At 63.5% G+C, this 12094-nt stretch carries 15 protein-coding genes; 8 read left to right on the plus strand and 7 right to left on the minus strand.

Annotated elements, in window-relative coordinates; translation table 11 throughout:
* Window positions 1–35 precede the first annotated feature (35 nt).
* Window positions 36–1091 (minus strand): 3-deoxy-7-phosphoheptulonate synthase AroG, encoded by a 1056-nt coding sequence (gene aroG / locus PU634_RS11465; protein ID WP_306760949.1) that lies wholly within the window; start codon window positions 1089–1091, stop codon window positions 36–38.
* A 216-nt stretch (window positions 1092–1307) separates the two neighbouring features.
* On the opposite strand from aroG, the gene PU634_RS11470 reads away from it, so the two are divergent.
* The 8 genes from PU634_RS11470 to PU634_RS11505 all read left to right on the plus strand — a co-directional run bounded on the left by PU634_RS11470 (window position 1308) and on the right by PU634_RS11505 (window position 6649).
* The gene (locus PU634_RS11470) at window positions 1308–1508 is read left to right on the plus strand and encodes a DUF2061 domain-containing protein (protein ID WP_371319597.1); all 201 of its coding nucleotides are present in this window, start codon (window positions 1308–1310) and stop codon (window positions 1506–1508) included.
* A 33-nt stretch (window positions 1509–1541) separates the two neighbouring features.
* Window positions 1542–1943, plus strand: a complete 402-nt coding sequence (locus tag PU634_RS11475) for a DUF2750 domain-containing protein (protein WP_306760951.1) — start codon at window positions 1542–1544, stop codon at window positions 1941–1943.
* Entirely contained in the window at window positions 1943–2380 is a 438-nt protein-coding gene (locus PU634_RS11480) for a YaiI/YqxD family protein (RefSeq protein ID WP_306760953.1), read from the plus strand. The genes PU634_RS11475 and PU634_RS11480 overlap by 1 nt, the downstream gene beginning before the upstream one ends.
* 83 nt (window positions 2381–2463) lie before the next feature.
* On the plus strand, window positions 2464–3009 hold the full coding sequence (locus PU634_RS11485) for a YceB family lipoprotein (RefSeq protein ID WP_306760955.1): 546 nt from the start codon (window positions 2464–2466) through the stop codon (window positions 3007–3009).
* 116 nt (window positions 3010–3125) lie between these two features.
* Window positions 3126–3728 (plus strand): LysE family translocator, encoded by a 603-nt coding sequence (locus PU634_RS11490; RefSeq protein ID WP_306760956.1) that lies wholly within the window; start codon window positions 3126–3128, stop codon window positions 3726–3728.
* Window positions 3710–4069, plus strand: a complete 360-nt coding sequence (locus PU634_RS11495) for a hypothetical protein (RefSeq protein WP_306760957.1) — start codon at window positions 3710–3712, stop codon at window positions 4067–4069. Before PU634_RS11490 ends, PU634_RS11495 begins: the two co-directional genes overlap by 19 nt.
* Before the next feature lie 52 nt (window positions 4070–4121).
* Window positions 4122–6164 (plus strand): protein-disulfide reductase DsbD family protein, encoded by a 2043-nt coding sequence (locus PU634_RS11500; protein ID WP_306760958.1) that lies wholly within the window; start codon window positions 4122–4124, stop codon window positions 6162–6164.
* On the plus strand, window positions 6161–6649 hold the full coding sequence (locus PU634_RS11505; protein WP_306760959.1) for a thioredoxin domain-containing protein: 489 nt from the start codon (window positions 6161–6163) through the stop codon (window positions 6647–6649). Before PU634_RS11500 ends, PU634_RS11505 begins: the two co-directional genes overlap by 4 nt.
* A 55-nt stretch (window positions 6650–6704) precedes the next feature.
* Here the strand turns inward: PU634_RS11505 and PU634_RS11510 are convergent, their stop codons facing one another.
* The 6 genes from PU634_RS11510 to gpt all read right to left on the minus strand — a co-directional run bounded on the left by PU634_RS11510 (window position 6705) and on the right by gpt (window position 11929).
* Complete coding sequence (locus PU634_RS11510) at window positions 6705–7133, minus strand: hypothetical protein (protein ID WP_306760960.1); 429 nt, start codon at window positions 7131–7133, stop codon at window positions 6705–6707.
* Window positions 7134–7186: 53 nt separating this feature from the next.
* Window positions 7187–8443 (minus strand): glutamate-5-semialdehyde dehydrogenase, encoded by a 1257-nt coding sequence (locus tag PU634_RS11515; protein WP_306760961.1) that lies wholly within the window; start codon window positions 8441–8443, stop codon window positions 7187–7189.
* Window positions 8444–8451: 8 nt separating this feature from the next.
* On the minus strand, window positions 8452–9555 hold the full coding sequence (gene proB / locus PU634_RS11520; protein WP_306760962.1) for a glutamate 5-kinase: 1104 nt from the start codon (window positions 9553–9555) through the stop codon (window positions 8452–8454).
* Window positions 9556–9657: 102 nt separating this feature from the next.
* A complete protein-coding gene (gene crl, locus PU634_RS11525) occupies window positions 9658–10056 on the minus strand; it encodes a sigma factor-binding protein Crl (protein WP_306760963.1) in 399 nt (132 codons plus the stop codon).
* A 106-nt stretch (window positions 10057–10162) separates the two neighbouring features.
* Window positions 10163–11410 (minus strand): esterase FrsA, encoded by a 1248-nt coding sequence (gene frsA / locus PU634_RS11530; protein WP_306760964.1) that lies wholly within the window; start codon window positions 11408–11410, stop codon window positions 10163–10165.
* A gap of 48 nt (window positions 11411–11458) precedes the next feature.
* On the minus strand, window positions 11459–11929 hold the full coding sequence (gene gpt, locus PU634_RS11535) for a xanthine phosphoribosyltransferase (RefSeq protein WP_107853166.1): 471 nt from the start codon (window positions 11927–11929) through the stop codon (window positions 11459–11461).
* Between the last annotated feature and the right edge of the window lie 165 nt (window positions 11930–12094).

The raw sequence follows: 12094 nt of genomic DNA on the forward strand, positions 1-12094 counted from the left end.
TTCGCCCCTCACCTCTTACTTCTTACGTCAAACGTTCACACCTGGCGGCGGGCGGCCACGGCTTCCGCCAGTTGCGCCAGCATTCTTTCGGTATCGTCCCAGCCGATACAGGCGTCGGTGATGCTCTGGCCGTAGGTCAGCGCGCAGCCTTCCTGCAGATCCTGGCGGCCTTCCACCAGGTGGCTTTCCACCATTACGCCCATGATGGCCTGCTGGCCGGCGGCGATCTGGCCGCACACGTCCTCGGCCACCACCATCTGACGCTGGTACTGCTTGCTGCTGTTGGCATGGCTGAAATCGATCATCAGCTTCTGCGGCAGGCCGGCTTGTTCCAGCCCGGCACAGACACTGGCCACGTGGTCGGCGCTGTAATTGGGCTCCTTGCCGCCCCGCAGAATGATGTGGCAGTCCGGGTTGCCGGCGGTGGACACAATGGCCGAATGGCCAAACTTGGTCACCGACAGAAAATGGTGCGAAGCGCTGGCGGCGCCGATGGCATCGGCGGCCACCTTGATGGTGCCGTCGGTGCCGTTCTTGAAGCCCACCGGACACGACAGGCCCGAGGCCAGCTCCCGGTGCACCTGGGATTCGGTGGTGCGCGCGCCAATGGCGCCCCAGCTCATCAGATCCGCCAGGTACTGGGGCGTGATCATGTCGAGGAATTCGCTGGCGGTGGGCAGACCCATGTCGTTGAGATCCAGCAACAGCTTGCGGCCGATGCGCAGGCCGTCGTTGATCTGAAAGCTGTTGTCGAGATAGGGGTCGTTGATCAGCCCTTTCCAGCCCACGGTCGTGCGCGGCTTTTCGAAATACACCCGCATCACCACTTCCAGGGTATCGGCATAACGCTCACGCAGCACCTTGAGCCGCTGACCGTACTCAATGGCGGCCTGAGTATCGTGAATGGAGCAGGGGCCCACCACCACCAGCAGACGATCGTCTTCGCTGGCCAGAATGCGGTGAATGGCCTGGCGGGATTCAAAGACGGTGGCCGAGGCGGTATCGGTGGCCGGATACTTCTCCAGCACCGCCACCGGCGGCAGTAATTCCTTGATTTCGTTAATGCGGATATCGTCGGTCTGAAAATGCATGAGCAACCCTGCTTGTACTGGTGGACCCCCTGGCCCGTATTAGAAACTGTTTTCAATCTATCCCGAGCGGGGACCGGCTGTAAACGCTGGATTGCCGCCGGACGCCATTTGTTTGACAGGAAACACCAATGACGCCGATAAAAAAGAACGATTAGAACATTAACTGATAACCATTATTATTTATCACAGGACTTTGCCGCTTCCAAGGAGCCAGCCATGTACAAGACCCTGACCTTTGCCCTGGTGCATTTTACCGTGGCCTTCACTGTGGCCTGGCTGCTGTCCGGCAGCCTGCTGGTGGGGGGCCTGATCGCCCTGGTCGAACCCATGGTCAATACCGTTGCCTATTTCTTTCACGAACAGGCCTGGAGCCGCTTTGGCAAGGCGAAGCTGGACAAGACCGGGCCGGCAATGTGAACATGCGTCACGCTTTCCCTAACGAGAATCTTCATGAGCTATTCCCTCAGCGAACAAGACAAGGCCACCGTGCTCGCCCTTGGCGATGACGAGCGTTTCAATCATTTCGTCAACCGGGTGTGCGAACAGGACGAGATCTGGATCCTCACCGACGAGCACGGCTGCATGATGCTCACCACCGACGACGACGAGGACTGCATTCCGGTATGGCCCCACGCCGACTACGCCAGGGACTGGGCCGAAGGCGACTGGAAGAACTGCCAGCCCGAGGCCATCAGCCTGAATGTGTGGCTCAAGCGCTGGGTCCCCGGCATGGCCGACGACGAGCTGCTGGTAGCGGTGTTCCCCACCCCCGACGAAACCGGCGTGGTGGTGGATCCTTATGAGCTGAAAGAGGCCCTGGATCGCAAAAAGTCGCTGGGGCGGCGCAACTGATGCAGATCTGGGTGGATGCGGACGCCTGCCCCAGGGTGATTCGGGAAATCCTGCTGCGCGCCGCCGAGCGCACCGGCACGCCGCTGATTCTGGTGGCCAACCACGCCCTGCCGGTGCCGGCCTCACAACTGGTGCGCCAGCTGCAGGTCGCGAAAGGCTTTGACGTGGCCGACAACGAAATCGTGCACCGTATTGAAGCGGGAGATCTGCTGGTCACCGCCGATATTCCGCTGGCCGCCGAGGCCCTGGACAAGGGTGCCGAGGTGCTCAGCCCCCGGGGCGAGCGCTTTGACAAGGGCACCATTCGCGCCAAACTGACCATGCGCGATTTTATGGACACCCTGCGTGCCAGCGGCGTGCAGACCGGCGGCCCGCCCACCCTGAGCCAGGCCGACCGCCAGGCCTTTGCCAACCAGCTCGACCGGCTGCTGCGGTGAGACGTAAAAACGTATGACGTGAGATGTAAGACGTCTTCTTACCTGTGACCTCTTACGTCTTTCTTTCAAACCAGAGGTAAACCATGTTCAGAACTCTTACCCTTGCCCTGAGTGCGCTGATGCTGAGCGCCTGCGCCAGTGTCAGCCAGTACAGCATCTCCGAAACCGAGCTGGAAAAGGCGCTCTATACCCAGCTGGAAGAGCAGGCGCCCCGCCTTAGCCAGGGGCTGGTGGAAACCCGCATCGATGAGCTGGACCTCACCATCGGCCCCGACAGCCGCCAGGTGGTGCGTCTCGACATTCGCGGCGAAACCGCCATCAATGCGCTGATCGCCCGTTTTCCCGCCGCCCTGGATCTGCAGATTGAAGGCCGTCCGGTGTACGACCGGCAGAAAAACGCCGTCTTTATTCGGGATCTCAACCTGCTCAAAAGCCGGGTGAACGCCTTTGGCTATCAGGGTGACGTCGCCGCCGCCTCGGCGGGCATGATGCAGCTGGTGCGCGCCGTGCTGGAAAACCAGCCGGTATACACTCTGGACGACGGCCGCTACGGCTGGCTCAAAACCGTGCCCGTGGCCATGGATATCGCCCCCGGCCGGCTGGTGTTCAGCCCCCGCTTCAGCGACTGATGAAATGAGCTCGGCGAGGGCTGGCCTAATCTGTGGCACCTGGCCTACAATGGCGCAGATTATGTTCAACTCAAGCGAAACTGGCAGGCAGGTGACCTATTAACACGGCAGTTTTAATGGTGTTTGTTCCCACCTTTTTCTTTGTGTCGGTCACCCCCGGCATGTGCATGACCCTGGCCCTTTCCCTGGGCATGACGGTGGGGGTAAGGCGCGCTCTGTGGATGATGCTGGGCGAGCTGGCCGGCGTGGGCCTGGTGGCCTGCCTGGCGGTGCTCGGGGTGGCCACCCTGATGCTGCAATATCCCCAGCTGTTTTTGCTGCTGAAATACGGTGGCGGCCTGTATCTTGCCTGGCTCGGCATTCAGTTGTGGCGCTCCCGGGGCAAGCTGGCCCTGAGCCCGGTGGACGCCGGCCCGCGCCATATTCCCGTTGCCACCCTGATAAGCCAGGGGTTTGTGACCGCCATTGCCAACCCCAAGGGATGGGCCTTTTTCATTGCCCTGCTGCCACCCTTTATCAATAACCAGGCCCCGCTGGCCGGCCAGCTGCTCACTCTGGTGTCGATCATTCTGACCCTGGAGTTTATCTGCCTGCTGCTCTACGCCAGCGGCGGGCGCACCCTGAGCCGGGTCTTGCAGCAAAAGGGCAAGGTCAGGCTGATGAACCGCATTGCCGGCAGCCTGATGCTGGGAGTGGCCCTGTGGCTGGCGCTGGGCTGAGCCGGGCCCGGCTGGCCATTGTGCTGGTGCTGCTGGTGGGGGTCATTTGCCTCGGCCAGCGTACCGGCCTGGTGAGTCACTGTGGCCAGCAGAGCGGGGAAGTGCTGACGGTGGCACAATCCGACGACGCCGGCCAGCTGCACCAGGGCGGCTCCTGCTCACTGTCGGAACAACTGCTGACCAAGTTCTGGGATCACCCCGACAGCCTGCTGCTGGGCCTGCTCGCCCTGTTGAGCTGGTGGCTGGCACCGCCCCGCCGCCATAGCCGGCACCCCATGCCCCCTCCCGAGCCGGTGCCCGAGTACCGTCGCCACCTGCTGCTGTGCGTATTCCGGGAATGACAGTCAAGGTCCACTCACCTTATGCTTGGCTTTGACCACCGGAGAATTCAACGTGTACCGACTTTTTTCACTGTGTTTACTGCTGCTTGCCAGCCTCACCGTTCACGCCGCCGATACCGGCTGGCTGCAATCTCCCGACCATCCGCCGGTGCAGGTGCGGCTGGTGCAGAATGGTCCGCTGGATAACGCCAGCGGCCAGTACGCCGCTCTGCTGCAGGTAAAACTCGCCGACGACTGGAAAACCTACTGGCGCTCTCCCGGCGAAGGCGGCATTGCCCCCCGGCTGGAGTGGCAGGACTCCACCAATGTGCAGGCGCTGGACTGGCGCTGGCCCCTGCCCGACCGCTTTCACCTGCTGGGCATTGAAACTCAGGGCTACCAGCACGATGTCAACTTTCCGCTGTTTATCACCCCGGTAAACACCGGTGAGCCGGCGGTGCTGAACGCCACTCTGACCCTGCCAAGCTGCACCACCATCTGCGTGCTGACCGAGTACTCGCTGGCGCTGCCACTGCAGGCCGATCTGGCACTGAATGAAACCACCAACCACCATTTTCAGCAGGCGTTGTCCCGAGTGCCACGCCCGGCCAGCCGCGTACAGGCGGGCGACTGGCGCTGGGACGCGGCCAAAGAAAAAGTGGCCGTCACCCTGATAAATCCGGAAGGCTGGCAGGATCCCACCGTCTTTATCGACGATACCGACACCGCGGTATTCAGTCAGCCCGAGTTGCAGCTTGCCGGTGAGCGGCTGGACGCGCGCTTCAACGTCAACAGCTGGGATCCCGGGCTCAATCTCGACGGTGTCTCGCTGACCGTGACCGTGGCCGACACCAACCTGGCCGAAGAGCTCGAGGCCGTTGTCACTCGGGGCTCGCTGCCCGCCGGTGGCAGCGGTCGGCCCGGGCTGTGGCTGGCCCTGGGCTATGCCCTGCTGGGCGGGCTTATTCTCAATGTCATGCCCTGCGTGCTGCCGGTGCTCGGACTCAAACTCAACAGCCTGCTGCTGGGCCAGCGCAGCCGGGCCCAGGTACGCCGGCCGCTGCTGCTCTCCGCCACCGGCATTCTGCTGTCGTTCTGGGGGCTGGCCGCCTTTATGCTGGTGCTGACCTGGTCCGGAGCCCAACTGGGCTGGGGCATTCAGTTTCAGCAGCCGGGCTTTATCGGCTTTATGCTGGCGGTCACCGCCCTGTTCTCTCTCAACCTGTTTGGCCTGTTTGAAATTCAGCTGCCCGGCCGGCTCAGCACCTGGCTGGCCACCCGCTCCGGCGGAGGCGGCAGCCACCTGATACAGGGCATGTTTGCCACCCTGCTGGCCACTCCCTGCAGCGCCCCCTTTCTGGGCACGGCGGTGGCGGCGGCGCTGGCGTCCTCGCCGCTGGTGCTGATCGCCATCTTTACCGGCCTGGGACTGGGCATGGCTCTGCCCTGGCTGCTGCTGGCCGCCTTTCCGGGCTTTGTGCGCTTCATGCCCAGACCCGGCCCCTGGATGGTCAAGGTGAAATGGCTGTTCGGCCTGATGCTGCTGGCCACCAGCCTGTGGCTGCTGTCGCTGCTCTCCCCCACCCTGGGCAGCACCCCCAGCTTGTTGCTGGGCGCCCTGCTGGTGGTGCTGCCGCTGTGGTCGTTGCTGCGCCGCCACGGCGCACGTGCCCTGATCTTCGGCCTGGCCGGCATCAGCCTGGCCGGCGCCGTGCTCGGTGGCGTGGCCCTGCTGACCCAGGACCGCTGGGTCAGCCCGGCCAACCCGGAGCTGCCCTGGCAGCCGCTGGACATTGCCCGCATCGAGCGCGAAGTGGCCGCCGGCAACCGAGTGTTTGTGGACATAACCGCCGACTGGTGCATTACCTGCCAGGCCAACAAGATTGGCGTGATCCAGCGGGATCCGGTATACGGCGCGCTTACCCGCAAGGACGTGGTACTGATGCAGGGCGACTGGACTCGTCCCGATCCGGTGATCACCGACTACCTGCGCGCCCACGGCCGGGCCGGCATTCCCTTTAACCAGGTGTTTGGCCCGGGCTCACCGAACGGCCAGGAGCTGGAGGTGCTGCTGACCAGCGACAGGGTGATCGCCGCCCTGGAGGCGGCCAAATGAGCCGCCTTAAACGCCTGCTGGGATACGGGCTGATGTTGCTGCTGGTAATGACCGCGGTGGATCTGTGGCGCAGCCGGGATCTGCCCGCCTCGGCCGAGGGGCTGGGCGAGCTGGTCACGCTTGACGGCAAACGGGTGGATCTGGTGGCGCACAGCCACAATGAGCCGGTGCTGCTGTATGTGTGGGCCAGCTGGTGCGGCGTGTGCCGGCTGGTGTCCCCCATGGTGGATCTGGTGCCCGGGGCAGTGATGACCATGGCCATCGCTTCGGGCAGCGATCAAAAGGTTGCAGCCTACCTGAAGGACAAGGGCCACGATTTTGCAGTGATTAACGATGAAAACAACCGGCTGGCACGCCGCTTGAATATTGGTGTGACGCCCACCCTGATGGTGGTGCACCGGGGTGAGCTGAAACTGGCCACCACCGGCTTTACCACCCTGCCGGGCATGATGTTAAGGCGCTGGCTGGTTCAAATCGGGGATTAGGGATTAGGGATTAGGGATACGATTCCCTATTCGCCAATCCCTATTCACTGCTTTTTCAGAAAAGCACCCGCCGGCCCTTGAGACAGTCCCGGCAGGTGGGATCTCCCATCAGGGAGCCCAGCGCCTCGGGGGCACAGCGCTTGCCGCAGCGGCTGCACTCGTGGAACGACTTCAACCGCAACGCTATGCATTCTTCCACCAGCGCCAGCAGCTGCTCCAGGCTCCCCCCCTGCTCTTCCACCACTCCCCGTGAGCTGGGCTTGGTGGTCTGCATGTCATGATGACGCCACTCCATGGCCGGCAGCAGCACCTCGGCCCGATCGTGGTGGAACGACACTATCACCAGTACCGGATCGCCGATAAACAGGCTCTGTGCCCCCTGTACCGGGTAGTTCAGGTGGTTGAGCAGGTGCTGACGCCAGGACTCCAGCGTGGGCGACAAGGGCATCGCCAGCAACAGGGCATCCAGCAACTTGGACGGCATAATACTCCTCTCCCCTCGCAACGAAAAACCAGAGCCCCCGCGGGCCCGGGCTGTTACCGGCGGATCAGGTAATCCGCCTGCCCCACCCACTTGTAACTGGTCAGCTCTTCCAGCCCCATGGGGCCACGGGCGTGCAGCTTCTGGGTCGATACCGCCACCTCGGCCCCCAGGCCGAACTGGGCGCCGTCGGTAAAGCGGGTGGATGCATTCACATAGACCGCCGCCGACGGGGCACCGTTCACAAAGCGCTCGGCACTGGCCAGGCTGTTGGTCAGAATGGCGTCGGAATGGCTGGCATTAAAGGCACGCAGGTGCGCCAGGGCGGCATTCACGTCGCTCACCAGTTTGACGCCCAGGGTCAGGCTCAGCCATTCGGTGTCAAAGTCACCCTCTTCAGCAGCGCGCACCGCGGCCGGGCCCTGCTGCAGCAGCGGCAGCGCCTGCTCACAGGCCACCAGCTGCACGCCTTTCCCGGCCATGCGGGCACTCAGGGCAGGCAGCAGTGCGGCAGCCACCGCCTCGTGCACCAGCAGGGTGTCGAGGGCATTGCAGGCACTGGGTCTGTGGGTCTTGGCGTTGTCGATCACCTCAATGGCGCGGGTCAGATCGGCGCTGTCGTCCACATAAGTGTGGCTGATGCCAAAGCCGCCGATGATCACCGGAATGGTGGCCTGCTCCTTGCAAAGCTGGTGCAGGCCGGGGCCGCCCCGGGGAATGATCATGTCCACGTACTGGTCGAGCCTGAGCAGGCCGCTGACCCACTCCCGGCCCGGCTCGCCGATGTACTGCACACAGGCCTCGGGCAGCGCACAGGCCGCCAGCGCATGGCGAATGACTTTCACCAGCTCCTGGTTGGTATGAAAGGTCTCGCGACCGCCGCGCAAAATGCTGGCGTTGCCGGTTTTCAGGCACAGGGCGGCGATGTCGATGGTGACATTGGGGCGCGCCTCATAGATCACCCCCACTACCCCCAGCGGCACCCGGCGGCGGGACAGCCGCATGCCGTTCTCCAGCACCCGGGACTCCAGCTCGGCGCCCACCGGATCCGGCAGCCGTATCACGTTGCGCACGTCATCGGCAATGGCGGTAAGCCGCCCGGGGTTAAGCATCAGCCGATCCAGCATGGCCTCGCCAATGCCGTTTTCCCGGGCGGCGTCCAGATCCTTGGCATTGGCGGCGAGAATGACCTCGGCATGGCTTTCCAGCGCCTCGGCCATGGCTTCGAGGGCGGCGTTCTTGGTGTGGGTACCGGCCTCGGCCAGCACATACGAGGCGTCGCGGGCGGCGCGGCCCATGTGTTGCAAGTCCATGTTATCTCCTACAAAAGCACCAGATCGTCGCGGTGAATGGCGACACTGCCGTAGCCATAGCCCAGCAGAGTCTCAATCTGGTCTGAATGTTGTCCTTTGATCCGCTCCAGATCCTGGGCGTCGTAGCGGCAGATGCCCCGGGCCAGCTCCCGGCCCTCGGGGTTGACAATACGCACCGCCTCGCCCCGGCGAAAGCGCCCTTCCACCCGCACTATGCCCTTGGGCAGCAGACTGGAGCCCTTGGCCATGACCGCGCTGACGGCGCCGGCGTCCACATGAATTTCGCCGTGAGGCGGCGGCCCGGCCAGGATCCAGCGCTTGCGGCTCTCCAGCGGCGTGGCCAGGGCAGGAAAACGGGTGCCTACCCGATCGCCGGCGGCCAGCCGGCCAATCACCTCGGGGATCTGGCCGGTGGCGATCACCACGTCCACCCCGGCGCGACGCGCCACGTCGGCGGCCTGCAGCTTGGTGGCCATACCGCCGGTGCCCAGGCCGCTGACGCTGCCGCCGGCCAGCTTGCGCAGGGTGTCGTCTATGGTCTGCACTTCCTCGATCAGCTGGGCATCCGGGTTGTTGCGCGGATCGGCGGTAAACAGGCCACGCTGATCCGTGAGCAGGATCAGCAGATCGGCCTCGGCCAGAATGGCGGCCCGGGCCGACAGGTTGTCGTTGTCGCCCACCTTGATCTCGTTGGTGGCGACGGCGTCGTTTTCGTTGATCACCGGAATAATACGGTGATCCAGCAGGGCACGCAGGCTGTCGCGGGCGTTGAGGTAGCGCTCTCTGTCTTCCAGATCGGCCCGGGTCAGCAGCAGCTGGCCCACATGCAGGCCGTAGATATTGAACAGCGACTGCCAGGTCTGGATCAGCTGGGTCTGCCCCACCGCCGCCAGCATCTGCTTGTTGGCCATGGTGCCGGCCAGCTCGGGAAAGCCCAGGTGCTCGCGCCCGGCGGCAATGGCCGCCGAGGTCACCACAATAATGCGGTGCCCGGCCCGGTGCAGGCTGGCGCACTGGCGCACCAGCTCCACCATGTGCGCCTTGTCGAGATGGCGGGTGCCGCCGGTGAGCACACTGGTACCCAGTTTTACAACAATGGTTTTGCCTTTCATGGAACGCCCTGCGGCTCCTTTACAACACAGCAATGCCGGCGAGATGCCGGCACGATCAAGATGGACGGAACACGGCCCCTGCGGCACCAGGCCGCGGGGCCGTCAGACGGGGCTCAGCAGGTGCTTGTCACCAAGCTCCGGCGCCGGGCCGGCACTGAGGGAGAGTTCATCGAGGCAGGTGGCAAGCTTGTCGTAAAAATCGCGCAGGGTACGCGCCACTTCGTCTTCGTGTTTGCGGGGAATGTCCCGCTCCTGCCACTGCCCCTCGGCGTCGTAAAAACCCAGCCGGTAGTGGAATTCAAAGTGCTGCTCGCTCTTTGGCGTCAATTTCAGCCACCAGCCCCAGAACTCGCGCTTTTCCGGCGCGGCCTTGGCGCTGGCGCACACCGCCAGACAATCAAAGAAATAGCTGTTTTCCGTTGACTGCTCGCTGCGCAGGTAAGGACCTATGGCCGTAAACACGCGCAACAGCTTCTGATGACTCACCGTTTCAGTACTCATAACCACCTCCCTGGTAACTGGCCTATATGTAACGCTTTTTCACCCAATAATAAAGGTCGGCCGCCCTTGGTGAGCAAAAAAGCCTCAGCCTCACCTTGTGCAGAGGTTAAAGATGGGCTAGCAGCCAGTCCCGGGTCCGGGCCAGCGAGGTTTCATACACCTGCAGCAGCGGCAGCTTGTCGAGCACCAGCGCCTCGCCGCCGCGACTGGTGGCGGCCAGCGCCTGGATCTCGGGCTCGGGGCAGAGAAAGTCGTGGCGATGGCCAATGCTGAGCAGGGGCACCGGGGTTTTGCGTCCCAGCAACCCCTGGGTCTTGAGCGACAGGCCGCGACAGTGCTGATAGACCCCTTCCCAGTCGTTGCTTTTCATGCCCAGGCGATTGGCGATGCAGTCCCGCAGCATGGCCGGCGCCCGCATAAAACGCTCGCGTTCGGTAAAGAACAAGTTGGCGGCACCGGCAATGGTGACCACCGCCCGCAGCCGGAACGGCTCCAGGCTGGCCAGCCGCGCGGCCACATTGCCGCCCATGCGCACCCCCAGCATGGCCACCCGGCGCTCATCCACCCAGGGAATGCTGGGCACATGATGCAGCACGGCCTGGTGCAGCCGGCTGCTGTCCTGCACCAGCGGCCAGTGAGCAGAGTAACCCACCCCGGGCATGTCGACGGTGAGCATGGCGATGCCGGCGGGCGCCAGAAAACGCCGGTAAAAATGCCAGAAGTCGAGCTGCAGGCTGTCGAGGCTGCCGCTGACAATCACCAGCGGCAGCGGCCGGTCGGTGGCGGGCAGATGCAGGTAACCCTGCACCTCCTTGCCGTTAAAGGGAATGCGCAGCTCCTTCAGCGGCACCGGCAGCCGCCGGCCCGCTTCCCGGTAGGCCTGGTTGGCCAGCAACTGGGCCTGCAACGCCAGCCGGTCGCCCTTCAGGTGCGGGTAACTGGCCAGGGCAAAATAACGCGCCGCCGCCAGAAACTGCACGCTGGCGTCTTCATCGCGGGTGGCCTGTTGTGCCTTCTGCTGCGCCTCGGCGCCCAGCCGGCTCCACTCAAACACCCAGTTGCCGGGCCGGTATTCGGCCACGGTATCAATCCAGTCGTCCACGCTGCGCGGACCCGGTGCCGCCGCCATCCGTGCCAGAGTGGCCTCGATTTCGATGCTGTCGATCCCCTGCCAGTGCCAGAAGGCACGCTTTTGCAGCCGGTAAAAACCGGGCAGATCGGCCCCGTCCACATAGGGAGCCGGCGGCTGGAAGGGGTTTGGCCGGCGACCGGCAAAGGTGATGGTGGAGGTTTCCGGGGCGTGCTGCACGGGGGAAAACAGCCGCTCGCTGAGGGTGCTTTGCTGGCTCGTCATGAAGGCTCCGGCATCAAAGCGTAAAAAAGGCTCCGCAGAGCCTTTTTATCACGCCTGGTCCTGTTCGCACAGGGGCGGTACAAAGGTCACGCTCATGTCCCAGGGCTGTTCAATCCAGGTGTCCTGACCAACCCGCACTTCAAAGTCATCCACCAGCGGCTCGCCCTTGGGCTTGGCAAACACGGTAATGAACTTGGCCTTGGGGTAGAGCTCGCGGATCACCCGGGCGGTGTTGCCGGTGTCCACCAGATCGTCCACGATCAGAAAACCTTCGCCGTCACCGTTTACCTGCTTCAGCACCTGCAGGTCATCGCGCTGCTGGTTGTGATCGTAGCTGGAGATGCACAGGGTATCCACGTGGCGAATGCCCAGCTCGCGGGCCAGAATGGCGGCCGGAACCAGACCGCCACGGCTGACGGCGATAATGCCTTTCCACTGACTGGCGGGCAGCTGGCGAGCGGCCAGCTTGCGGGCTTCGCGCTGAAATGAGTCCCAGGTGACGACGAATTTGTTGGACATAGAAAGAACCTTTGGGTGTTGGCTTTAAAACAGAATAGCCGCTCGGGGGCCCGTTTTAACAGGCCCTGAGCAAACAATGGGCGCATTATAGAGATCACGCCCATTCTTGACCAGCTAAACAGCTTTTTTTGCCGGCGGGAGCAAGGGCCTGCAGATTAGACCAAA

It is taken from the genome of Oceanimonas pelagia (assembly GCF_030849025.1).
Taxonomy (GTDB): domain Bacteria; phylum Pseudomonadota; class Gammaproteobacteria; order Enterobacterales; family Aeromonadaceae; genus Oceanimonas; species Oceanimonas pelagia.